This is a genomic window from Phytoamicus setariae (assembly GCF_016722925.1).
Taxonomy (GTDB): Bacteria; Pseudomonadota; Alphaproteobacteria; order Rhizobiales; family Rhizobiaceae; genus Rhizobium_E; species Rhizobium_E setariae.
Genome location: NZ_JAEQNC010000003.1, coordinates 344,927 through 365,867, shown reverse-complemented (window position 1 = coordinate 365,867; position 20,941 = coordinate 344,927). Strand labels below are relative to the sequence as shown.

The window sequence follows — 20,941 nt, the reverse complement described above, 5'->3', positions numbered from 1 at the left end:
GTCAGTCTCCGTCGGCAAACGAGAAACCGGCCCCGAGGCCGACCGCGCCACCGACATCATTGTTGATGCGGGTAATGGCGTCCTTGAGATTGAGCTCGATGAAATCCAGCCTCGCGATGTATTTGGGGTCTGCCAGTCGCTCGGCGGTGGGTTGGTCCAGTTTGCGGGCCGCACCCAGCGCGCTGACATAGTCGAACTCGACTGAATCGGCCAGCGAGCGAACATCCTCGCTGAGAAGCGACGACATGTCGGACTTTTTCCAGAGTTCAGCCAGCCCTTCGATATTGCCCGCGATCGAATGCGTGGTGTTTGCCGACCGCCAGAAGATTGCTGATTTTGGCGCGAGCTTTCCGGCCTTGCCCTTGTAGAATGCCTTGATCCGTTGGTCCCGGACCATTTCTGCCCCATGGACATGCAGGCCGATCAACGCTTGAACGGCCTCAGCCTCGTTGCGGAAGACCGGATTGTCAGCAGAAGGCGCCTTCCATGCCTTCTGGATGCCGTTGGGGTCATCCCATGCAGCCTCGAGTTCGCCTGCAATCGCCTCTACGTTTCTGGCGATGGCGAGGCCGTAGCGGCAGCGGAAGCTTTGCGCCTCCCCGGTCAGCCCTTCCGGATAGAGCCCGAAGAAGGCGAATTCGAATGCGCCCAACCCCTGTATCGCGACGGAGCGGTTGCGAAGCTGCAGGGGATCCGTGGCAGTCTCGTCGGGCTCGGCCAACAGCGCCTGAACCTGTTTCAAGCCAGTGGACTTGCGGTCCGGATAAAAAACGATCCGCTCGAAACGGTTTTCCTGCATGACAGGCCCGTCGCGAAGGAACTCGATTTTCGCCCAGCTCGAAATGACCTCTGCAAAGCGATCGCTCACCTCTGAAAGCTGAGTGCCGGAGGGCTTTTGGCAAAGCTTGCCGGTCTCGACGGCCAGTGCTTCGCTCTTTTGATGAAAATCTGTGTAGGCTGGCCGGATGTAGAGATCGACCGCCTTGGCCATGACTGCCTTGGCAGCAGCGTCGTCGAGCGCAAGGGCCGGCGAGCCCGACAGGCCGATCACCAGCAAGGCCGAAAACCAGTTCATATGTTTCATCAGAGAGACTCCAGGAAGGAAATCAGCTTTTGCCGGTCTTCACGCGCGAGTTTTGCGTAGCTGTCGCGGGCTTTGATCGCTTCTCCACCGTGCCAGAGGATAGCTTCTTCCAACGAACGTGCCCGCCCGTCATGCAGGAAAAAGGAGTGACCACTGACGGTCTTTGTCAGCCCAATACCCCAGAGCGCGGGCGTCCGCCACTCATTTCCACTTGCCTCGCCGACCTGCTGACCGTCCGCGAGACCGTCGCCCATGTCGTGCAGCAGGAAATCCGAGTAGGGCCAGATCAACTGAAAGCGCAGTGCGGCATCGGGCCAGTCCTTGCGGGTCACGTATTTCGGGCGGTGGCAGGCAATGCAGCCCGACTGGTAAAACAACGCCTTGCCGGCCAGCGTTTCCGGAAAGCTCGCCTTCCGACGTGCGGGAACCGCGAGATGGCGGGAGTAGAAGGTCACCATCGACAGCACATTTTCCGGTGCTTCCCCTTTGCCGAGGCGTGTTTGTTCGCCGTTCGGCATCGATATGCATTGTTGCTCTAACTCGGTGCAGTCACCGGAAGGGGAGGGCAGGTCGGGTGTCGAGATACCGATATCGCCCAGGAAAGCGTGTGCTGACTGGTCCCGGATCGTGGCGTTTTCGGCTTTCCAGCCGAATCGGCCGATCCGCAGCGCGCCGTTGGAATCGTGGACCGGCTGTTGACGGCCCGAAACACCATCGCCGTTGAGGTCGCCGGGATCAGCCCCAGATGCGATATCGCTATCGGCGATCGCCTCGATCAGTCCGAGACCGATCATCGCGGGCGCCATGCGTGGCGAAAGCGTCGTATCGCGGGCCAGCGGGCCATAGTTGAGGCCCGAAACGCCGTATGTCGGCTTGCGCAGATGGACGATGCTCCGGTCAGGATAGGCAAACGGTATTTCTGTATAATCGATCGTCATCGCGCCTTCGGCGGAGACTCCGGGAACAGCCTTGTCCTGCAGCTGTCGCCCATAGATCGGATCGGGGAAATTGAGCGCCAGATGCTTGGCAAGCGCCTCTCTTTCGGCATCCGATTTCGGCCCGTGCGCCAATCGCAGGAACATCGAGGTGGCATCGGCCGATCCTTCCGGTGGGTGGCCGCGGCCATCCTCCTTGTGGCAGGATTCGCACGAACGGGCGTTGTAGAGCGGCCCCAACCCGTCGGAGGCTTGCGTCGATGAGGGAGATGCGACCCAGAGCTTGCGGAAAAGTGCATTGCCCAGTCGGAAACGCATCTCGTCCTGCTTGGGCAGATTTGCGGAAAAATGCGAAAATGCCAAACGGTCAGGCGTCTCGATGGACGTCGTCGCCCCCGCCTGCATCGCTTCATAGCGTTCGGCATCGGCGAAGGCGCCGGCGGCCCTGGTGACGGTTTCGACGCGAATCTTTTCAGCAGCCGACAGGTCGGTGCGGTGGCTATCGCCGGCGTTGCTGGCACCGGGCAAAGCACCTCCTGCCAGCGCAAGCGCCAGCAGGAGGCCAACAACCGTAGCTGTTCTTCTCATCGTCGTTCACAAGGGGCAAGTTGTTCACGCCCCTTCGCCTTGCTTATTGGAACACGGCGTTAGGATTATCGAGGCTGTCGGAACCTTCAAGCGCAATCTTGCCGAGGTCCAGCGCCGAAATGACGCGCTCGATGGTCTTGGTCTGGTCGACCAGGCCGTCGATGGCGGCCTGCACGACCGCATTGCCATCCTTGTTGTTGTCGCCGATCATCTGGTCATAGGCCTCGATCGTCTCGCCACGCTTGGCCATGGCATGCATGGCATCGAGCGTCTTGTTGAGCTTGGAGGTCATTTCCTTGTCAAGCGCGGCGTCCTTCTCCGCGACCAGCGCCGAAAGCGAGGGGCCTTCCAGCTTGCTGCCGTCGATGCGTGTGTACTTGCCGGTATAGACGCCGTCGATACCGATCGCATCGTTCAGATGCGAGTTGAAAGTGTTGTCCGAGAAGCAATCGTGCTCCTCCTCGGGATCGTGCAGCAGGACGCCGAGCTTCATGCGCTCGCCCGCGAGTTCGCCGTAGGAGAGCGATCCCATGCCGGTCAGCATGGCAGAGATGCCCTTCTGCGGATCGGCAAGAACGCTCTTTGCCGCTTCCCCTTCGGGCGCCCATTGCTTGACCATATAGTCGAGATCGCTGACCAGCAGGCTCGAAGCAGCCTTCAGGTACTGGGCGCGGCGATCGCAATTGCCGTTCGAGCAATTCTTGGTGTCGTAGTCGGTGGCAGGACGCGCGCCCGCACCGGGACCGGTGCCGTTCAGATCCTGGCCCCAGAGCAGGAACTCGATGGCATGGTAGCCGGTGGCGACGTTGGATTCGGTTTCGCCGGCTTTCTGCAGGGTGCCTGACAGCAGTTCCGGCGTGATCTTGGTCGCATCGATTTCCTTGCCGCCGATGGTGAATTTCGGGTTGGCAATTACGTTGAGCGTATATTGCTCGTTCTCGTCGCTTTCGGTGCCGTAGGACTTGTCGACATAGTCGATCAGGCCTTCATCCAGAGGCCAGGAATTGACCTTGCCTTCCCAGTCGTCGACGATGGCGCTACCGAAGCGATAGGCTTCGGTCTGCTGGTAGGGCACGCGCGCCTTTATCCAGGCCTCCCTGGCTGCCTTCAGGGTCTCGTCCGAGGGCGCTGCGATCAGCGTGTCAATGGCTTTGTCGAGCGCCTTGGCTGTGATCAGGGAGTCTTCGAATTTCGCATGGCCGAGTTCCACGAAGTTCTTGACGACAGCCGAAGCCTCGGTTGCGGCGAAGGCTGTTGTGGAGGTGAAGATCGCGGTGGCGGACGCCAGAACAAGCGTAAGCCGGGCGAGATGTTTGCTGGGCATGATGACTCCCCTTTCAGCAAATGTGCTGGCCGGCTTCATGCATCAGATTCAAACTTGTGTCAAACGATCCAGAATAGGCGGTGGCGATCACTGGCCGCGGCGCAGCATGGCGAAATAGAAGCCGTCTGTATCGGTGGTTGCGGGCGACAGCGTCAGCGACTTGCCGTCGGCGCTGTGGGGCTGTACCGGCTTGTCGCCGAAGAGTGTGTTCCAGCCATCAAGTGCGGAAACCTGCTCGAAGCCGAGCCCGCTGGCAACGAAATCCGCCACCTGATGCTGGTTCTCTTCCGGTAGCACCGAACAGGTGACGTAACAGAGATAGCCGCCTGGGCGCACATAATGAGCCGCGTCCGCCAGCGCTTCCTTTTGCTGGCCGACCCTTTCGTCGAGGTTCTTCTGCGTCAGCCGCCACTTGGTATCCGGTCGACGCCGCCAGGTGCCGGTGCCGGTGCAAGGCGCATCGACAAGCACGCGGTCGAATTTCCCAGTAAGCGCGGTCATCGATTTTGCGTTTTCATGCACCTGGACATTGCGGGTGCCTGCGCGGCGCAGGCGCTCGATGATTGGTGCGAGCCGCTTGCGGTCGGTATCGTAGGCGTGGACCTGGCCCTTGTTGTTCATCGTTGCCGAAAGGGCGAGTGTCTTGCCGCCACCGCCGGCGCAGTAGTCAAGGATCTGCTCGCCTTCGGCGGCCATCACCAGATCTGCTACGATCTGCGAGCCTTCATCCTGGACCTCGAACCAACCCTTGGCGAAGGAGAGTTCGGCCGTGACATTGGGAAGCCGTGACGGGCCTTCGCCGGATGGTATGCGGATTCCCTGCCGGGCAATCGCGGATGGCCTCGCATGAGCGTCAGCAAGCGCGCGCACCACCTTTTCCCGATCTGCACGCAGCGTATTGGCGCGCAGGTCAAGCGAGGGGCGGGCTGCAAGAGCCTGCGCTTCAATCAGCCACCGGTCGCCAAAATTTTCACTGAAGCTCGCAACGATCCATTCGGGAATATCGCCCCGGATGTGCGGCTCTGCATCGGCGAGCGATCGCGTCGCAAAGGCGGCAACACAGGCAGGGTCGAGAGGTGCGGGCGCGAACTTGTCGCCTTCGAACTGCGCGTTCAGGGTCTCTGATGTAAAACCCCACTGGCGAAACATCACAGCATGCGCAAGCGCCGAAGCGCTGGAACTGTCCATCAGCCATGCGTGCGAGAGCTTCATGCGCAAGGCGTCGTAAACGATATTGCCGACGGCGGCGCGATCGCCGGATCCGGCGAACCGATGGGACAAGCCCCAGTCCTTGAGAGCATCGGCGACGGGGCGACGTCGTGTCTCAATATCGTCGAGAACTTCAATAGCCCCGGATACGCGCCCGCCCAATCGCATTCATTCTCTCCAATTTCCTACGGGCGTGGTAGCCGCGATTGACGCGAAGAGCAAGCGTTCGGGCGGACAAGGCGGAAAAATCAGCCGATGATCTGGTAACAGACCTTGGCGGTGCCGGAGCTGACCATGCCGATTTCGCTGGCTGCAGCCTTGGAAAGATCGAGAACCCGGCCGCGAATGAACGGACCACGATCATTGATGCGGACGACGACTGCCTTGCCATTGTTGCGATTGGTGACCTTGACCTTGGTGCCGAACCGGAGAGAACGATGTGCCGCCGTCAGCTTTGACGGGTTCATACGTTCGCCGGACGCAGTTTTCGAATGCAGTGCATACCAGGAGGCGCCTCCGCAACCGTCTTTTGCTTCAGCGACTGATGCTACGGTGAGCGATGTGAGGGCGATGGATGCAGCTGCAACGGCGCTGCGATATTTTTTTTCGAACATATGGCATTCCCAAGTCGTTTATTCCTGGGAGAGAGCGTTTTGTGGCGAAAAATGGCAAAAACGTGCCCATATTGATCACGCAATATTAACGGCTGAAATATTAATGGAGGATCGCGTCCAGATTCCGGAGGAGTCTGTGCGCAACCTAAAGTTATTTCTGCCTTTGAATCAAAATATTAAGCCATGACGCTTCAGGCCGGCAATCTATTCGCCAGATTCTCACAAATTTTGAGTAATTTTTTGCGCTTAACCAGTTCTTTACCAGAATTTTTTGCAATCTATCCGGCGGTGAAGGGGATTTCACCGTCGGATTTAGCAATTTCAGCCCTTCCAACTCTGCTCGGCCCACATGTTTTCGAGTGAAACACGATAGTTCGGGTAGAGAAATTCGAAGCCGATTCCGCGCAGGCGGGCATTGGAAACGCGCTTGTTTTCGGCATAGAACGAGCGCGCCATCGGGCTGAGTTCCGCTTGTTCAAAAGGCGTATCCGGCGGCACATCGATGCCCATCAGGCGAGCCGCATACTCGACCACGTCTTGTGCCGGCGCCGGTTCGGCATCCGTTACATTATAGATGCCGCCGAGCTTCCGCTCGATCAGGAATGCCGTGACGCGGCCGATATCCTCGCACCGGATACGGTTGAAAACTTGATCCTTCTTGACCAGTCGACGCGCGGTGCCGTCGGACAAATTGACGAAAGCGTTGCGTCCCGGTCCGTAGATGCCGGATAGTCGAAGCACTGCGACGGCGATGTTTTCACGTGCGCCGGCATCCAGCCACTGGCTTTCGGCAACGACGCGTTCCTTTGCGCGAGCCGATAGAGGCGTGGTCGGTGCTTCTTCGTCCACCCAAGCGCCTTTGTGGTCGCCATAGACGCCAATCGTCGAGAGATAGCCCGCCCATACAAGCTTGGGCATGAACGTCTTGAGGTTCGGTACGAGCTTCAGGAAGCCGTCACCATCCTCCCCAGGCGAAATGGACTGAACGAGATGGGTAACATCGCGCAGCGCTTCACTCAGCGCGCCGGAGATCTGGGTGCCGTCGAAAATGGAGGGTTGGATGCCGGCCGCTTCGAGCGTGGTGAAATTGGCTTGCTTGCGCGTCGTGCCACCGACGCTGTCGAATGTGCTGCCGCAAATCCTTCCGATTGCCTTGCCCGAAAAACCCGCGCCCAAAATCATCAGCTTCATCGGCAATACCTCGTTCTGTTCCATTCGATTAAAACCTCATCGGCGGTTTCCCGCTCCATATATAGTGTGTCGCTGTCAGCAAGTTCACCGAGGCTGTTGAGCGCCCAGACCGCCATTGCCCGGACTTCCGGCGCGGCGTCCTGCAGCAGTCGTCGACAGTGCTGAGCCAGTTCACCGTCGCCGGAATTGCCAGCGGCAATCAGACAATTTCTGATGAAACGATTACGGCCGATACGCTTGACAGGGGAGCCGGAAAACCAGCTTCGGAACGCGGCGTCATCAAGAGCCAGCAAGGTGCTCAGGCTCGGTGCATGCAGGTCGTCGCGAGCCCTGAGCTTCATTTCACGCCCGGCTTGGGCAAACTTGTTCCATGGGCATGCTGCCAGGCAGTCGTCGCAGCCATAGATCCGGTTGCCGATCAGCGGTCGAAGTTCGAGCGGGATAGCCTCCTTGTGCTCGATCGTCAGATAAGAGATGCAACGGCGCGCATCGATCCGGTAGGGCGATGGGAACGCGCCGGTGGGGCAGGCGTCAAGGCAGGCCCGGCAGGAGCCGCAATGGTCGGTTTCGGGGTCATCCGGCGTCAGCGGTGTGGCGGTGAAGATGCTGCCGAGAAACAGCCACGAGCCGAACTCCCGGCTGACCAGATTGGTGTGCTTACCCTGCCAGCCAAGACCTGCGGCTTCGGCCAGCGGCTTCTCCATCACCGGCGCCGTATCGACGAAAACCTTGATTTCTTCCTTGCTGCGAGCCGCAAAGCGAGTGCCGATTTCCTTCAGCTTGCCCTTGATGACATCGTGGTAGTCGCGATTGCGCGCATAGACCGAGATATTGCCGGTGTCTTTGTCTTTGAGCCCCAGTCTCGGGTCCGTCTCGGGTCCGTAGTTCATGCCCAGCATGACGATCGAGCGTACGCCCGGCCAGAGGACCGCGGGATCGCCGCGCCGCGCCTTCGTTTCATCCAGCCAGCCCATCGTGCCGTGATAGCCTGCCTCGACAAAACCCTCCAGGTTCGACGCGGCATGCGGAATGGCTTGAGGTGTGGTGATGCGGCAAACGTCGAAGCCGGCCTCCCGGGCAAGCGACTTCACATAGGCGGTAAGCGCCGTCTGCTGCCTGATCGGGTCAGGGGCGGCGGCCACCTGAATGTGCCTAGAAATCGAGATCGGCGTAGTGGGAAACCGGCGTTACCCCACGGATCCGATCGTTGAGCAGGGGTCGGAAGCCGGGACGTGACTTCAGCCGCTGATACCATTCCTTCACCGCCGCCGACTCGTTCCAGTCGATCTCGCCGAGATAGTCGAGCACGGACAGGGCAGCCGCCGCGGCAAGATCGGCATAGGAGAGCCGTTCGCCTGCCAGCCAGGTGCGCGAGCCCGCCAACCAGCCGAGATAGCGCATATGCTGGCGTATATTGCTCCGCGAGGTGCGCAGCACCTTCGAGTCGGGCGCCCCGCCTCCCTGGTCGGGAGCCATCTGCAGCTTGTAGACCCGCTCGCGTACCAACGGCTTGGTCACGTCCTGCTCCATCTTGATCAGGAACCATTCCGTCAGTCTGCGGATTTCCGCCCGCTGGAAGGGGTCTTCGGCAAGCAGCCTGCGGTCGCGTTTGAGCACGCCGCTGGTCTCGTCGAGGAATTCGGAGATGATCGTTGCCCCACACAGAGCGCGCATGTTGTCATCGACATAGACCGGCAGGGTGCCGGCCGGGTTCAGCGAGAAGAAATCCTTCCGCTTTTCCCAGATCTGCTCCTCCAGCAGTTCCGCGTGAACGTTGTATTCGGAGAATATCAGACGCACGAAGCGTGACGCGGTGGACATCGGATGATGATAGAGCACAGGCATGGGTGAACCGTGATAGTGGCTAATAAAGAAAGGTCTCAAGGACTCAATGGTGTCTGGTTATGACACATATCAAGACGGTATAGGAAGTTGGCAAGGCAGGCACAAGCGATTCGACAGTATTCTGCTGGTTGCCGGGCCACTTGCGGTAAATGAAATACGAATTCGCCTGCGCCAGCTGCCGTGTGCGTTAACTTGTCGCCCCGCCACAGCGCAGTCTCGTGATCCGAGCCGGTATCAAACAAGAGGCATTCATGGACAATCCATCCCTTTTCACCGCCGTCATCCTCGGCCTTCTCGAAGGGTTGACGGAATTTATTCCAGTATCTTCGACTGCGCATGTGCAACTGGCAAGCCATTTTCTCGGCTTCAAGACGCCTGGCAATGCGTTCACCATTCTCGTGCAGCTGGGCGCAATCCTGGCCATCCTGCTCGTCTATTTCAAGCGGCTGCTGAATGTCGCGCTCACGCTGCATAGTAGCGAGCGTTCGCGGTGGTTCGTGTATTCGGTGCTCATCGCCTTTCTGCCGGCTGCTGTCATCGGCGGCTTTGCCGAGAAGTATATCAGCCAGATGCTCGAGACCCCTATGCTGATGTGTTACACGCTGATCATCGGCGGCATCATTCTGCTGGTCGTCGACCGGATCAAGTTTCAGCCGAAATATTTCGACGCGATGGCCTATCCGCCGGCGCTGGCCTTCAAGATCGGCCTGTGCCAGTGCCTTGCCATGATACCCGGCACCTCACGTTCTGGCGCAACGATCGTCGGCGCGTTGCTGATGGGCGCTGACAAGCGCTCGGCGGCGGAGTTCTCCTTCTTCCTCGCCATGCCGACGATGGTGGGCGCCTTTGCGCTCAAGCTTTTCAAGGCGCGCAACGATCTGAGCTTTGATGACGCGACGGTCATCTTCGTGGGCTTTCTAGCGGCCTTCGTATCGGGGCTGATCGTCGTTCGCTCGCTGCTGGCCTTCGTGTCGCGGCGCGGCTATGCGCCTTTCGCCTGGTGGCGGATCGTCGTTGGTCTGGCAGGGCTTGCCGGCCTTTATGGCTGGGGCTGAGCCGGCAATCTTTCTGATGCAGATATGACAAGGGCCGCGAAAGCGGCCCGAATTCATTGCATATGCTGTTGAGATATCCTCAACGATGCGTTGGGATCGTCGCCGTGATCGTGCAGGGGTCGATACCGTAGGCCGGCGAGCAGCTGTTCTTGTCGGCCGCAACCGTGCGCGGAGCTACAAAGGAACCCGCCAAGATGACAAGCGCCGCAGACGCAAAAAACAGTGCGATCGATTTGCCCATGATTTTCCTCTGAAAGACCGGATGAAACGCGCGCCCATCCGCGCTTCGGCTGAATGAGTGTGGCCGCGTTCTATGCAGTCGACGGCCGAATATCAATAAAGCAAATGCCCTGAATATGGGGTTAACAGAGTATAATTTAAGGTGATGCTTTTGTGCAACTTCGGGATCCGCAGATACAGCAATTCATGGCCGGCACCTGACGATGCCGGCTGAAATCGCTGATAGGCGGAAAGCGCCATCTCAGGCGGCGGAGCCGGACTGGGTGAACTGGCCTTCGGGGCGGAAGCGCTGCAGGTAGGTTGGTAGAATGGCCGCTGCAAGCGTCGGCTTGATGCCCAGGCCTTCCAGCGTCCGGCCCTCGGCGATGGCCGCCTTGGAGACGACATTGTCCGATTTCAGCAGAATGACCTGGTCGGCGGTGATCGGCGGCTTGACGAACGGAATCAGCGAACTGACCTTTCCGATCAGCGAGGCGACGAAGAACGGCAGCGGCACGAACCGCTGCTCGCGACAGGTGATCTCCAGGATGTCATCGAGGATTTCCTTGAAGCTCTTGATTTCGGCGCCACCGAGTTCGTAAATCTTGCCGCCCTTGACCAGTCCGTCTGCAGCACGCGCGACCGCCTCGGCGACGTCGTCGACGTACACCGGCTGGAAGCGCGTCTTACCCCCACCGACCAGCGGCAGGGCGGGGGCCTTGCGGGCCATATCGGCAAACTTGTTGTAGAAATCGTCTTCCGGACCGAACACGACCGAAGGACGCAGGATGACCGCGTCCGGCAGAATTTCCAGGATCGCCTTCTCTGCCCGGCCCTTGGTGCGGGCATAGGCAGAGCGGGAACTGATGTCGGCACCAATCGCCGAAATATGGGTCAGGCCGACGCCCGCTGCACGGGCGGCTTCGGCAACGGCACGGGCGCCGAATTCCTGCACGCCATCGAACGTGTTGCGGCCGCTTTCGTGCAGCAGACCCACACAGTTGATCACGTAGTCGGAGCCCCTGACTGCGGCGTCGACGGAATTGCGATAACGCAGGTTGGCCTGCACCAGGGAAATCTGGCCGACATTGCCGAGTGGCTGGAGATGAAATGCAAGATCGGGACGGCGAACGGCAACGCGTATGCGATAGCCACGCTTGGCGAGGGTCCTGACGATATGGCGCCCCAGAAAACCTGATCCGCCAAAAACGGTGACAAGTTTCGGCACGTTGGACAGCGTCATTTCATTCTCTCCTGATAACCCTGCTTTGGGTCGCTCATTAGCTGAATTTCCCGGCAAGGTGAAGCTCTATTCGCGCCTGCGAACACGAGCATCTGCGATCCTGCCAGCGGTCAGGCGCCCTCGACGATCACCATCTCCGCGTCGGCGACTTCCTGACGGATCGAAGCGGCAATTTGATACTCCGGCGAATGGTAGCAATCATGGGCGGCCTTCAGCGACGGAAACTCGATGACGACATTGCGCGCACGCACCTGGCCTTCGAGCCGTTCGTATTCACCGCCGCGCGCAAGGAAGATCGCGCCATACTTTTCAAACGCCGGTTTGGCTGCCGCGACATAGTCCTTGTAACGCTCGGTGTCGCGCACATCGACGCGGGCAATCCAGTATCCCTTGGCCATAATTTCCTCCGCCGATATCCGGCTCATTTTCGTGATCGAAAGCTGCAATCCTAGATCGCGGCTTGCATTTCCGCAAGGATTGAACGGGCCGCTTCGAGCGGATCGGCGGCCTTGACGATGGGACGTGCAATGACGAGATGGCTGGCGCCGGCGCGAATACCCTCGGCCGGGGTCATGACGCGCTTCTGGTCGCCCTTGTCGGCGCCGGCCGGACGGATGCCCGGCGTGACAACGGCGAGATCCGGGCCGACGACCTTACGGACGCTGGTGGCTTCTTCGGCCGAGCAGACGATGCCACCCATCCCTGCGCGTCGGGCCTGTTCGGCGCGCCTGAGCACCAGCGTGTGTGGGTCGTATTCATAACCGGCCTCGATCAGATCCTGCTCATCCATCGATGTCAGCACGGTCACACCCAGCAGGCAGAGGCTGGAGCCTTTCGCTGCTTCGACAGCAGCGCGCATCGCCTTGGGATAGGCATGCAGTGTCAGCATGGTCATTCCCATCTTGACAATATTCTCGACGCCGCTCGCAATCGTATTGTCGATGTCGAGCAGTTTCATGTCGAGGAAGATCTTCTTGCCGTCGCGAGCCAGGTCGCGGGCGAATTCCAGCCCGCCGGCAAAGGCAAGCTGATAGCCGATCTTGTAGTAGTCGACGGTGTCTCCAAGCTTTTTGACGATTTGCTCGGCTTCAGCCACGTTGGGTACGTCCAGTCCGACAATCAGCCGATCTTTTGCGCTCATCACGACGATCCCTCCGTTGTTTGATCGGCAGACCAGTCGCACTTAGAACAGTCGATCGCAAGCCAAAAATTCGCAGTTTTGCCATCTCGTCGCGAGCCCCGCTCAACAGACGGCCATCTCGCCAATTTGGAAACCTGGACCTATAAGTTGGTCGGAGCGCTGGCTCCGGTTCGGGCGTATTGCCCGAACACGCCTGTCTTTCGGCCAGTGCTGCAACACTTGTTATGGATGATGTCGATGTCTCAGGATGCAAAGCTCGTTGAGCCACTTCAGGGAGAGGCCCACGCTTTCGAGCGCCGCTGGATCGCAATGTTCGTGCTGCTGATGGCGAGTTTCATGAACATGATTGACGTCACCATCGTCAATGTCGCCTTGCCGTCCATGCAAAAGAACCTCGGGGTCTCCGAAAGCGGTATCGAATGGGTGGTCGCCGGATACATCCTCGCATTCGCGCTCGGATTGCTGCCCTTCGGGCGCTATGGCGATATCGTCGGCAAGAAGAAGATCTTTCTGATCGGGGTGACCGCGTTCACCATGGCCTCTGCCTTATGTGGGTTGGCCGCCAACGTCGAGATGCTGATTGGCGCGCGGGTCATCCAGGGCATCGCCGGCGCCGTCATGACACCGCAGGTTCTGGCGATCGCCCAGATCATGTTTCCACCTCGGGAGCGGGCGGTGGCGTTTTCGCTTTTCGGGCTGGCGGCTGGGCTTGCATCTGTGGCAGGCCCGGTGACCGGTGGCACCTTGATCCATGCCAACATCATTGGGCTGGACTGGCGGCCGATATTTCTCATTAACGTGCCGATTGGCATCGCCTGTGTCATTGCGGGGCGGAGACTCATACCCGACATCAAAGGCAATCCGGCGTTGAAGAACGACTGGATCGGCATCGTCATCGCAGCTGCAGCGATTTTCTGCCTGATATTCCCGCTGATCGAGGGGCGCGGCTTCGGCTGGCCGGCATGGTGCTTTGCGCTGATGGCGATCTTCGTGCCTTTTGCCGCGTTGTTCGTCTGGTGGGAGCGCCGCCAGAACGCCCGCGGCGCGGCCGAGTTGGTGCCGCTCAGCCTGATGAAGAACCACAATTTCATCTATGCCGCTCTGGCCTCCATGGTCTTCTTTTCGGCCATGCCGGGCTTTTTCCTGATCCTCGCGATCTTTCTGCAGTCCGGATATCAGCTCAATCCGCTGGAATCTGGCCTGACGACGATCCCGTTTCCAATTGGCGTGCTGATCGCGTCGGTGATCACCGGGCGGCTGGGTGGTCGGAGCCCGCGGCTGCGCATCGTTTTCGGCTCGGCGATGCTGGTCGTGGCGATGCTGATTTTGCGCGACATCGTCTCGGGGGTAGGCGAGGCGATCGTTCGCTCCGATTTCATCCTGCCGCTCTTTCTCGGCGGGTTGGGCACGGGGATCACAATTTCACCGCTGTTCCAGACCGCGCTTGCGGGCGTGCCACCCCACAATGCCGGTTCGGGATCGGGAGCGCTGCAATCGATCCAGCAGATGGGCGGCGCGTTCGGCGTGGCGATCATCTCCGAGATCTTCTTTTCGATGCTTGCCGGCCGGATGGCCGGCGGGATGACAGCCCACGATGCTTTCAGGGCATCTTTTGCTACGGCCGTATTTTACAATATTGCATGCTATGTGATTGTCGCTCTCTTTGCGTTGGTGCTCAGAGCTCCGCCCACGCAAGCCAAGCAGCCCGCCGCGCCGGTCGTTGCCGAATGAAGCGCGGGTTCAAGGCGCCGGCGTGAACTTGAAAGAATTGACGATCACTTCCACGGGCTTGCCGTCGCTCGGCTTCTGGCCGCGAAAACCCCAGAGATTGAAATAGATCGACATCGGGCTGGAGGCTATCCGGTCCTGGAAATCTGCAGGTTTGAAAGCCCAGTAAGATTCGCTGCCGGGCGAGCCGTTTGCCTTGAGTTCGACCGACGAATAGACGACCTGTTCGCGCGACCAGGTGAAACGATGGAGGCTCCTGCGGACACCCCGGCGGAACTCGAATGTCTTGTGGGCATTACTGAGGCCGGCGACCGCTGGCCAGACGGTGTAGTTCAGCGGCTGGTAGCTGTTGTTTCCCCATCGAGCGAACTCGATATCGATCTCGTTGGTGGCGTCCGGTCCCACATCGGAGGATGGATAGTTAAAGAAGCCGAAGACGACATTCTTGTCCTGCCCGCCGATATCGCCCTCGAATTCCATTTCGTAGGTGCCAAAGCCGAGTTTGCTGATGCTCTGGATCTCTCCGGCATACCAGCGCCCGTTCTTCTCGGAGAATTTCAGGTGCAGCCGGCCGCGCTTGTCGACGAAGGCCTGCGATCTGGCCCAGTCATTGGGCCCGGGCCCCAGCCCTCGGCCTTCCTTGATTTTGAAATCGTAGCCCGCAAAACGCAGCCGCTTGGCGTCGGCCATTCCTGGCACGAGCAGCAGGGACAGGAATACGATGGCGACGTGGCGGATCAGCATTGGTTTCTCCAGCGGGACCGACACTGTCTAGTCCCGCTGGCTGAAACGAGGCTGATCAGGGAACCAGCAGCGTGCCGGCGCCCATTTCGGTGAACAGTTCGAGAAGAACCGAATGCGCCGTCTTGCCATTGAGAATGACCACGCCTTCGACGCCACCTTCGATGGCCTCGATGCAGGTTTCGACCTTGGGGATCATGCCGCCGGAGATGGTGCCGTCCTTGATCAGTGCGCGCGCCTGCGCCACCGACAATTCCTTGATCAGTTCGCCCTTGCTATCCAGCACGCCCGGTACGTCGGTGAGAAACAGCAGACGCACCGCATTGAGCGCCCCCGCAATCGCGCCGGCAAACGTATCTGCATTGATATTGTAGGTATGGCCGTCGCGCCCTGGAGCCACCGGTGCAATCACCGGGATCATTTCCGAACGAGCAAGCAGGTCAATCAGCCGGCGGTCGACTTCGACCACTTCGCCGACGAAGCCGAGATCGAGCACGCGTTCGATGTTGGAATCGGGATCGATCACGGTCTTGCGGGCCTTTTCGGCGAAGACCATGTTGCCGTCCTTGCCGCACAGCCCGATTGCCCACTCGCCGGTTTGGTTGATCAGGGCGACGATCTCCTTGTTGATCGAGCCGGCGAGCACCATCTCGACGATTTCGACCGTCTTCTGATCGGTTACCCGAAGGCCGTTCTCGAAGCGCGATTCGATGCCCATCTTGGCAAGCATGGCGCCGATCTGCGGTCCGCCGCCGTGGACGACGACAGGGTTGACGCCGGATTGCTTGAGCAGTGCGATGTCACTGGCAAAGGCCTTGCCGAGCTCTGGATTGCCCATGGCATGGCCGCCATATTTGACGACGATCGTCTTGTTTTCATAGCGTTGCATGAAGGGCAGTGCCTGGGCCAGCAATCGGGCCTGGATCTCGCTCTCGGACTGGGACATGGTGGGCCTCGCGGAAGAAAGAAGTCGACGCTTCCATAGCCTATGTTCCCGTCACATGGAATGATCTGCTGTCACGTTTCTCGCGTAAAATCCGTGTTTGAAAGCACTTCGATTTCCGCCGATCGATTTATCGGCAGGCAACCGTCCGGAAGAGAAACCATGGATGAAATCAGCAGCTTGCTCGGACAGGTGTCGCTGGGGGACCGCGAGGCATTCTCCCGGCTCTACCAGCAGACGTCGCCGAAACTCTATTCGATCCTGTTGCGCATATTGAGAAATCGGCCGGAAGCCGAGGATGCGCTGCAGGAGGTGTTCGTCAAGATCTGGCAACGTGCGGACCGTTTCCGGCCCAATGAGGGTCGTGGCGGCGTATGGCTGGCGGCGATCGCGCGCAATCAGGCGATCGATCTGATGCGCGCCCGCAAGCCGACATCGTCGGCCATCGACGAGGCCTATGATCTGGCAAGCCCGAATCCCGGGCCGGAGGAGGCGGCCGTCAACCAAAGTGAAGGCGGACGGATTGAGAGATGTATGAAAGCGCTCGAATCTGATAAAGCTGAAGCGGTAAAACGGGCCTATGTGGAAGGTTTGAGCTATCAGGAACTCGCGGAATTCTATAATATTCCGATCAACACGATGAGAACCTGGCTGCGCCGCAGCCTTCTGAAGCTGAGAGAGTGTCTCGGGCAATGAGCGAAAAGCCACAGGATTGGGACCGGAGCAGGGATGAAATCATCTCCGGCGAATATGTGCTGGGTGTTTTATCCGAAACAGATCGCCGTCGTGTCGAGGCGAGAATCGCCACTGATCCCAAATTTGCTATGCAGGTGCGCCGCTGGCAAGAGAACCTTGCCGACTTCAATGACGACTATCAGGAGGTCAAGCCGTCGCCGCTGGTTCATGCCAAGATCGAGCAGCACCTGTTCGGCGATGCCAATGACGCCCGGCCCGCAAGAGTGCTGCAGGCGCTATGGGGTTCGGTTTTCTTCTGGCGCGGATTGGCTGCTGCGGCCCTTGTGGCCGCCGTCGGTATTGGTGTCGCGGGGCGCTCGGATTTTCTCGGCACATCGCAGCCCGAAAAGCCGCTTGTTGCGGAACTGACGGGCATGGATTCGCCGATGAGCCTGCTTGCGACCTACGATTTCGCATCCGGCAGGTTGAGCGTGACGCCTGCCGCGCTCAGGCAGGACCAGCCGAAATCGCTCGAGGTCTGGCTGATCGAGGACGGAAAGCCGCCAGCGTCGTTGGGCGTGCTTCCGGACAGTGGTCGTGGCGACATCGTGATTGAGGCAAGCTTTCGCGACGCGTTCACCACCGGCAAGACCATCGCCATCACGGTTGAACCGCTTGGCGGATCGCCGAGCGGCAAACCAACGGGCCCGATGATCGCATTCGGCAAGACAAAGCTTTTGTAACTGTTCCTCCGCTTGATCGCATAAATAATCATACAAATGAATTGATTTGGTATGATGATAGCGCTACACCTCTAGCGAGGAAACGCACATTCCCGTTTGTCGGGTCCAGTGTGAGGTGTCGGGTGGAAGCTAAGGTCGATGGCAGGGACAGGAGTGACGCAGTCAATGGCGGCAAGCGTCCCCGCGTGCAGAAGAACGTGACAGCGGCGATCGGTGCCGATATTTGCAGCGAACGCTATCCTGCCGGTTCGACGCTGCCGCGTGAGAGCGATCTCTGCGTAACGTATGGCGTAAGCCGCACCGTCATTCGCGAATCCTTCAAGATCCTCGAGACCAAGGGCCTGGTTCGCAGCCGCCCGCGCGTCGGCACCATCATCTGCGAGACGGAGGAATGGAACCTGCTGGATTCGCAGATCCTGGAATGGATTGGGCCCCGCATCCTCCGATCAGATCTGCTTGACGCCATCCTGGAAGCCCGCCGCACAGTGGAGCCGGCAGCAGCCGAATTGGCCGCCCAGCGGGCGACCGCCGAGGACATTGCCGGGCTCGAAAGAGCCTGGAACAGCATGCGCGTCTCCGAAGGCAATAGCGAGGCGTTCACCAATGCCGATACGCTATTCCATCAACTGTTGCTCAATGCGAGCCACAACAGGGTGTTCCGTCAGCTTTCCTCCATCATTCATGCCGCGTTGAGATACGCGCTGCAAACGTCCAATGAAGCGACGGCGCACCATGACGAAGCGCTGGCAGTCCACCGGGAATTGATCGAGGCGCTCCGGATGCGCAACGGGATTGCCGCACGCGACTGCTCTAACCGCATGCTCGACCTCGCCTTGCGGGACATCACCATTGCCAAGAGGCGCGCGATGATGGCGGATTGAGCGCAACCAACAAGCAAAATCCTTTTTTCAACCGGCTGGAAACACCCATGAAGATTACCAAGCTTACAACCTACATCGTACCGCCGCGCTGGTGTTTTCTGAAGATCGAGACTGACGAGGGCATTGTCGGCTGGGGCGAGCCAGTGGTCGAGGGGCGTGCGTTGACAGTGGAAGCTGCGGTCCATGAACTCTCGGATTATCTGATCGGCAAGGATCCGATGCTGATCGAGGATCACTGGAACGTTATGTACCGCGCCGGCTTCTATCGCGGTGGCGCCGTGCATATGAGTGCGATTGCCGGCATCGACCAGGCGCTCTGGGACATCAAGGGCAAGGCCTATGGCCAGCCGGTTCACGCGCTGCTCGGCGGCCAGTGCCGCGACAAGATCAAGGTCTATTCCTGGATCGGCGGCGACCGGCCATCCGACGTTGCCGCCAATGCTCGTGATGTGGTGGCGCGCGGCTTCAAGGCCATCAAGCTCAACGGCTGCGAGGAAATGCAGATCGTCGACACCTGGGACAAGGTGGAAAAGGCGGTCGAGACCATCGCCACGATCCGTGAGGCCATCGGTCCGCACATCGGCATCGGGGTGGATTTTCACGGCCGCGTCCATCGTCCGATGGCCAAGGTTCTGGCCAGGGAATTGCAGCAGTTCAACCTGCTATTCATCGAGGAGCCGGTGCTGTCGGAAAATCGCGAGGCGCTCAAGGAAATCGCCAATCATTGCTCGACGCCGATTGCGCTGGGCGAACGGCTGTTCTCGCGCTGGGATTTCAAGTCGGTGTTGTCGGATGGTTATGTCGACATCATCCAGCCAGACCTTTCCCATGCCGGCGGCATCACCGAATGCCGCAAGATCGCGGCGATGGCCGAGGCCTATGATGTGGCGCTGGCGCCGCATTGCCCGCTGGGGCCAATTGCGCTTGCCGCCTGCCTGCAGGTCGATGCCGTCAGCTACAACGCCTTCATCCAGGAGCAGAGCCTCGGCATTCATTACAACAAGGGCAACGATATCCTCGATTACATCTCCAACAAGGAGGTGTTCCACTACGCCGACGGCTTCGTCAGCATTCCGCAGGGCCCTGGCCTCGGCGTCGAGGTGGACGAAGCCTACGTGATTGAGCGCGCCAAGGAAGGTCACCGCTGGCGCAACCCGGTCTGGCGGCATGAAGATGGTTCCGTCGCCGAATGGTAGGCTTGACGGAAAGCGATGCCTCACGGGCGCAGTAAAGTTCGACCCTTCATGGATAGAAAAGGCCGCGGATCGCTCCGCGGCCTTTTTCATTGATTTGTCCAGTCAGCTCAGATGCTCAGGCAGAGATACTTCATCTCGGTATAGTCATCGAGGCCGTATTTCGAACCTTCACGGCCCTGGCCCGACTGCTTGATACCGCCGAACGGTGCCACTTCCGTCGAGATCAGGCCGGTATTGATGCCGACCATTCCGTATTCCAGTGCTTCCGCGACGCGGAAGATCTTGGAAACGTCCTTGGAGAAGAAATAGGAGGCAAGGCCGAACTCGGTGTTGTTGGCCAGTTCGATGACTTCTTCCTCGGTCTCGAACTTGAACAGCGGCGCAACCGGCCCGAAGGTTTCCTCACGGGCGACCTTCATTTCGGTGGTGACGCCGGTCAATACGGTCGGCTGGAAGAACAAGCCGCCCATGTTTGAGACGTTGCCACCAAGCGCGACGGTAGCACCCTTGGAGACTGCATCGCTGATGTGCTCCTGCACCTTGGCGAGTGCCTTCTTGTCGATCAGCGGTCCGGCATTGACGCCGGCTTCGAAGCCGTCGCCTACCTTCATCGCCCCGACCTTCTCTGCGAGCTTCTTGGCAAAGGCGTCATAAACGCCGGCCTGCACGTAAAGGCGGTTGGCGCAGACGCAGGTCTGGCCGTTGTTGCGATACTTGGAGATCATCGCGCCTTCGACGGCCGCATCGAGATCGGCATCGTCGAACACGATGAACGGCGCGTTGCCGCCAAGCTCGAGGCCGAGCTTCATGATCTGGTCCGCACCCTGACGCATCAGGATCCGGCCGACTTCGGTGGATCCGGTGAAAGTCAGCTTGCGGACCTTTTCGTTTTCGGTGAACTCCTTGCCGATGGACGGCGAATCCTTCGACGTCACGACGCTGAAGATACCGGCCGGCACGCCGGCACGCTCGGCCAGCAATGCCAGCGACAGCGCCGAAAGCGGAGTTTCGGCGGCAGGCTTGGAGATCATCGCGCAACCGGCAGCGATGGCCGGGGCCATCTTGCGGGCCAGCATGGCGTTGGGGAAGTTCCACGGCGTGATTGCCGCGACAACGCCGACCGGCTGCTTGATGACGATGATGCGCTTGTCGCCCTGATGACCCGGGATCGTGTCGCCATAGACGCGCTTGGCTTCCTCGCCGAACCATTCGACATAGGAGGCGCCATAGAGGACTTCGCCCCGGGCCTCGGCCAGCGGCTTACCCATTTCCATGGTCAGGATTGCTGCCAGATCGTCGGCATTGGCGACCATCAGGTCAAAGAGCTTGCGCAGCACGGCTGCGCGCTCCTTGCCCGTCTTCTTGGCCCAAGCCTTCTGCGCCGCGTAAGCGGCATCGATGGCGCGGGCGGCTTCCGCCCGGTTCATGTCTGGCAATGTGGCGATGACTTCGCCGTTGGACGGGTTGGTGACGTCGAAGGTCTTGCCGCTGTCGCTTGCCGCCAGCCATTCGCCGGCGACCAGCGCCTTGTCGACGGCAAGCGACGGGTCTTTGAGCTTGGAGAGGAGTTTTTCAGAAATCGTCAT

General features: G+C 59.7%; 21 protein-coding genes. 6 read left to right on the top strand and 15 right to left on the bottom strand.

Annotated features, from left to right (window positions below):
• Window position 1: 1 nt before the first annotated feature.
• The 8 genes from JJB09_RS06980 to JJB09_RS06945 all read right to left on the bottom strand — a co-directional run bounded on the left by JJB09_RS06980 (window position 2) and on the right by JJB09_RS06945 (window position 8,790).
• Window positions 2–1,084, bottom strand: coding sequence for an imelysin family protein (locus JJB09_RS06980; protein WP_201655166.1), 1,083 nt, complete (start codon window positions 1,082–1,084; stop codon window positions 2–4).
• A complete protein-coding gene (locus tag JJB09_RS06975; protein WP_201655163.1) occupies window positions 1,084–2,607 on the bottom strand; it encodes a di-heme oxidoreductase family protein in 1,524 nt (507 codons plus the stop codon). The genes JJB09_RS06980 and JJB09_RS06975 overlap by 1 nt, the downstream gene beginning before the upstream one ends.
• A 43-nt stretch (window positions 2,608–2,650) precedes the next feature.
• Window positions 2,651–3,931 (bottom strand): imelysin family protein, encoded by a 1,281-nt coding sequence (locus JJB09_RS06970; protein WP_201655160.1) that lies wholly within the window; start codon window positions 3,929–3,931, stop codon window positions 2,651–2,653.
• Window positions 3,932–4,018: 87 nt separating this feature from the next.
• Window positions 4,019–5,308 (bottom strand): RsmB/NOP family class I SAM-dependent RNA methyltransferase, encoded by a 1,290-nt coding sequence (locus JJB09_RS06965; RefSeq protein WP_201655157.1) that lies wholly within the window; start codon window positions 5,306–5,308, stop codon window positions 4,019–4,021.
• 80 nt (window positions 5,309–5,388) lie between these two features.
• Window positions 5,389–5,754, bottom strand: a complete 366-nt coding sequence (locus JJB09_RS06960) for a septal ring lytic transglycosylase RlpA family protein (RefSeq protein WP_201655154.1) — start codon at window positions 5,752–5,754, stop codon at window positions 5,389–5,391.
• A 321-nt stretch (window positions 5,755–6,075) separates the two neighbouring features.
• Complete coding sequence (locus JJB09_RS06955; RefSeq protein ID WP_201655606.1) at window positions 6,076–6,945, bottom strand: SDR family oxidoreductase; 870 nt, start codon at window positions 6,943–6,945, stop codon at window positions 6,076–6,078.
• Window positions 6,942–8,087, bottom strand: coding sequence for a tRNA epoxyqueuosine(34) reductase QueG (queG, locus tag JJB09_RS06950; protein ID WP_425523690.1), 1,146 nt, complete (start codon window positions 8,085–8,087; stop codon window positions 6,942–6,944). The genes JJB09_RS06955 and queG overlap by 4 nt, the downstream gene beginning before the upstream one ends.
• Before the next feature lie 10 nt (window positions 8,088–8,097).
• On the bottom strand, window positions 8,098–8,790 hold the full coding sequence (locus JJB09_RS06945; protein WP_201655151.1) for a glutathione S-transferase family protein: 693 nt from the start codon (window positions 8,788–8,790) through the stop codon (window positions 8,098–8,100).
• Between the two features lie 251 nt (window positions 8,791–9,041).
• Between JJB09_RS06945 and JJB09_RS06940 the strand changes: the two genes are divergently transcribed.
• The gene (locus tag JJB09_RS06940) at window positions 9,042–9,845 is read left to right on the top strand and encodes an undecaprenyl-diphosphate phosphatase (protein WP_201655148.1); all 804 of its coding nucleotides are present in this window, start codon (window positions 9,042–9,044) and stop codon (window positions 9,843–9,845) included.
• A gap of 79 nt (window positions 9,846–9,924) precedes the next feature.
• Here the strand turns inward: JJB09_RS06940 and JJB09_RS06935 are convergent, their stop codons facing one another.
• From JJB09_RS06935 to pyrF, 4 genes are all read right to left on the bottom strand, one after another.
• Window positions 9,925–10,086, bottom strand: a complete 162-nt coding sequence (locus tag JJB09_RS06935; RefSeq protein WP_201655145.1) for a hypothetical protein — start codon at window positions 10,084–10,086, stop codon at window positions 9,925–9,927.
• Window positions 10,087–10,326: 240 nt separating this feature from the next.
• Complete coding sequence (locus JJB09_RS06930; RefSeq protein WP_201655142.1) at window positions 10,327–11,307, bottom strand: complex I NDUFA9 subunit family protein; 981 nt, start codon at window positions 11,305–11,307, stop codon at window positions 10,327–10,329.
• 110 nt (window positions 11,308–11,417) lie between these two features.
• Entirely contained in the window at window positions 11,418–11,705 is a 288-nt protein-coding gene (locus JJB09_RS06925) for a DUF1330 domain-containing protein (RefSeq protein WP_201655139.1), read from the bottom strand.
• 50 nt (window positions 11,706–11,755) lie between these two features.
• Window positions 11,756–12,448, bottom strand: coding sequence for an orotidine-5'-phosphate decarboxylase (pyrF, locus tag JJB09_RS06920; protein ID WP_201655136.1), 693 nt, complete (start codon window positions 12,446–12,448; stop codon window positions 11,756–11,758).
• A gap of 237 nt (window positions 12,449–12,685) precedes the next feature.
• Here pyrF and JJB09_RS06915 point away from each other — a divergent pair, with 237 nt between their 5' ends.
• Window positions 12,686–14,179 carry an MFS transporter gene (locus JJB09_RS06915; RefSeq protein WP_201655134.1) on the top strand — a complete coding sequence of 498 codons (1,494 nt, stop codon included), beginning with the start codon at window positions 12,686–12,688 and terminating at the stop codon, window positions 14,177–14,179.
• A 9-nt stretch (window positions 14,180–14,188) separates the two neighbouring features.
• Here the strand turns inward: JJB09_RS06915 and JJB09_RS06910 are convergent, their stop codons facing one another.
• Window positions 14,189–14,920: a glycoside hydrolase family 16 protein gene (locus JJB09_RS06910; RefSeq protein ID WP_201655131.1), complete on the bottom strand. Its 732-nt coding sequence runs from the start codon at window positions 14,918–14,920 to the stop codon at window positions 14,189–14,191.
• Between the two features lie 55 nt (window positions 14,921–14,975).
• Entirely contained in the window at window positions 14,976–15,863 is an 888-nt protein-coding gene (argB, locus tag JJB09_RS06905; protein ID WP_201655128.1) for an acetylglutamate kinase, read from the bottom strand.
• Between the two features lie 159 nt (window positions 15,864–16,022).
• Here argB and JJB09_RS06900 point away from each other — a divergent pair, with 159 nt between their 5' ends.
• From JJB09_RS06900 to dgoD, 4 genes are all read left to right on the top strand, one after another.
• The gene (locus tag JJB09_RS06900; protein WP_201655125.1) at window positions 16,023–16,556 is read left to right on the top strand and encodes a sigma-70 family RNA polymerase sigma factor; all 534 of its coding nucleotides are present in this window, start codon (window positions 16,023–16,025) and stop codon (window positions 16,554–16,556) included.
• The gene (locus tag JJB09_RS06895; protein WP_201655122.1) at window positions 16,553–17,278 is read left to right on the top strand and encodes an anti-sigma factor; all 726 of its coding nucleotides are present in this window, start codon (window positions 16,553–16,555) and stop codon (window positions 17,276–17,278) included. Before JJB09_RS06900 ends, JJB09_RS06895 begins: the two co-directional genes overlap by 4 nt.
• A 122-nt stretch (window positions 17,279–17,400) precedes the next feature.
• Window positions 17,401–18,159, top strand: coding sequence for an FCD domain-containing protein (locus JJB09_RS06890; RefSeq protein ID WP_201655119.1), 759 nt, complete (start codon window positions 17,401–17,403; stop codon window positions 18,157–18,159).
• Between the two features lie 47 nt (window positions 18,160–18,206).
• Window positions 18,207–19,355 (top strand): galactonate dehydratase, encoded by a 1,149-nt coding sequence (gene dgoD, locus JJB09_RS06885; protein WP_201655116.1) that lies wholly within the window; start codon window positions 18,207–18,209, stop codon window positions 19,353–19,355.
• A gap of 107 nt (window positions 19,356–19,462) precedes the next feature.
• On the opposite strand, the gene JJB09_RS06880 is transcribed toward dgoD, so the two are convergent.
• The gene (locus tag JJB09_RS06880; RefSeq protein ID WP_201655113.1) at window positions 19,463–20,941 is read right to left on the bottom strand and encodes an NAD-dependent succinate-semialdehyde dehydrogenase; all 1,479 of its coding nucleotides are present in this window, start codon (window positions 20,939–20,941) and stop codon (window positions 19,463–19,465) included.

What these genes read in the sequence shown, in the direction of transcription:
- JJB09_RS06980 (WP_201655166.1), bottom strand. Translation starts at nt 1,084, where the DNA reads ATGAAACATATGAACTGGTTTTCGGCCTTGCTGGTGATCGGCCTGTCG.
- JJB09_RS06975 (WP_201655163.1), bottom strand. Translation starts at nt 2,607, where the DNA reads ATGAGAAGAACAGCTACGGTTGTTGGCCTCCTGCTGGCGCTTGCGCTG.
- JJB09_RS06970 (WP_201655160.1), bottom strand. Translation starts at nt 3,931, where the DNA reads ATGCCCAGCAAACATCTCGCCCGGCTTACGCTTGTTCTGGCGTCCGCC.
- JJB09_RS06965 (WP_201655157.1), bottom strand. Translation starts at nt 5,308, where the DNA reads ATGCGATTGGGCGGGCGCGTATCCGGGGCTATTGAAGTTCTCGACGAT.
- JJB09_RS06960 (WP_201655154.1), bottom strand. Translation starts at nt 5,754, where the DNA reads ATGTTCGAAAAAAAATATCGCAGCGCCGTTGCAGCTGCATCCATCGCC.
- JJB09_RS06955 (WP_201655606.1), bottom strand. Translation starts at nt 6,945, where the DNA reads ATGAAGCTGATGATTTTGGGCGCGGGTTTTTCGGGCAAGGCAATCGGA.
- JJB09_RS06945 (WP_201655151.1), bottom strand. Translation starts at nt 8,790, where the DNA reads ATGCCTGTGCTCTATCATCATCCGATGTCCACCGCGTCACGCTTCGTG.
- JJB09_RS06940 (WP_201655148.1), top strand. Translation starts at nt 9,042, where the DNA reads ATGGACAATCCATCCCTTTTCACCGCCGTCATCCTCGGCCTTCTCGAA.
- JJB09_RS06935 (WP_201655145.1), bottom strand. Translation starts at nt 10,086, where the DNA reads ATGGGCAAATCGATCGCACTGTTTTTTGCGTCTGCGGCGCTTGTCATC.
- JJB09_RS06930 (WP_201655142.1), bottom strand. Translation starts at nt 11,307, where the DNA reads ATGACGCTGTCCAACGTGCCGAAACTTGTCACCGTTTTTGGCGGATCA.
- JJB09_RS06925 (WP_201655139.1), bottom strand. Translation starts at nt 11,705, where the DNA reads ATGGCCAAGGGATACTGGATTGCCCGCGTCGATGTGCGCGACACCGAG.
- pyrF (WP_201655136.1), bottom strand. Translation starts at nt 12,448, where the DNA reads ATGAGCGCAAAAGATCGGCTGATTGTCGGACTGGACGTACCCAACGTG.
- JJB09_RS06915 (WP_201655134.1), top strand. Translation starts at nt 12,686, where the DNA reads ATGTCTCAGGATGCAAAGCTCGTTGAGCCACTTCAGGGAGAGGCCCAC.
- JJB09_RS06910 (WP_201655131.1), bottom strand. Translation starts at nt 14,920, where the DNA reads ATGCTGATCCGCCACGTCGCCATCGTATTCCTGTCCCTGCTGCTCGTG.
- argB (WP_201655128.1), bottom strand. Translation starts at nt 15,863, where the DNA reads ATGTCCCAGTCCGAGAGCGAGATCCAGGCCCGATTGCTGGCCCAGGCA.
- JJB09_RS06900 (WP_201655125.1), top strand. Translation starts at nt 16,023, where the DNA reads ATGGATGAAATCAGCAGCTTGCTCGGACAGGTGTCGCTGGGGGACCGC.
- JJB09_RS06895 (WP_201655122.1), top strand. Translation starts at nt 16,553, where the DNA reads ATGAGCGAAAAGCCACAGGATTGGGACCGGAGCAGGGATGAAATCATC.
- dgoD (WP_201655116.1), top strand. Translation starts at nt 18,207, where the DNA reads ATGAAGATTACCAAGCTTACAACCTACATCGTACCGCCGCGCTGGTGT.
- JJB09_RS06880 (WP_201655113.1), bottom strand. Translation starts at nt 20,941, where the DNA reads ATGACGATTTCTGAAAAACTCCTCTCCAAGCTCAAAGACCCGTCGCTT.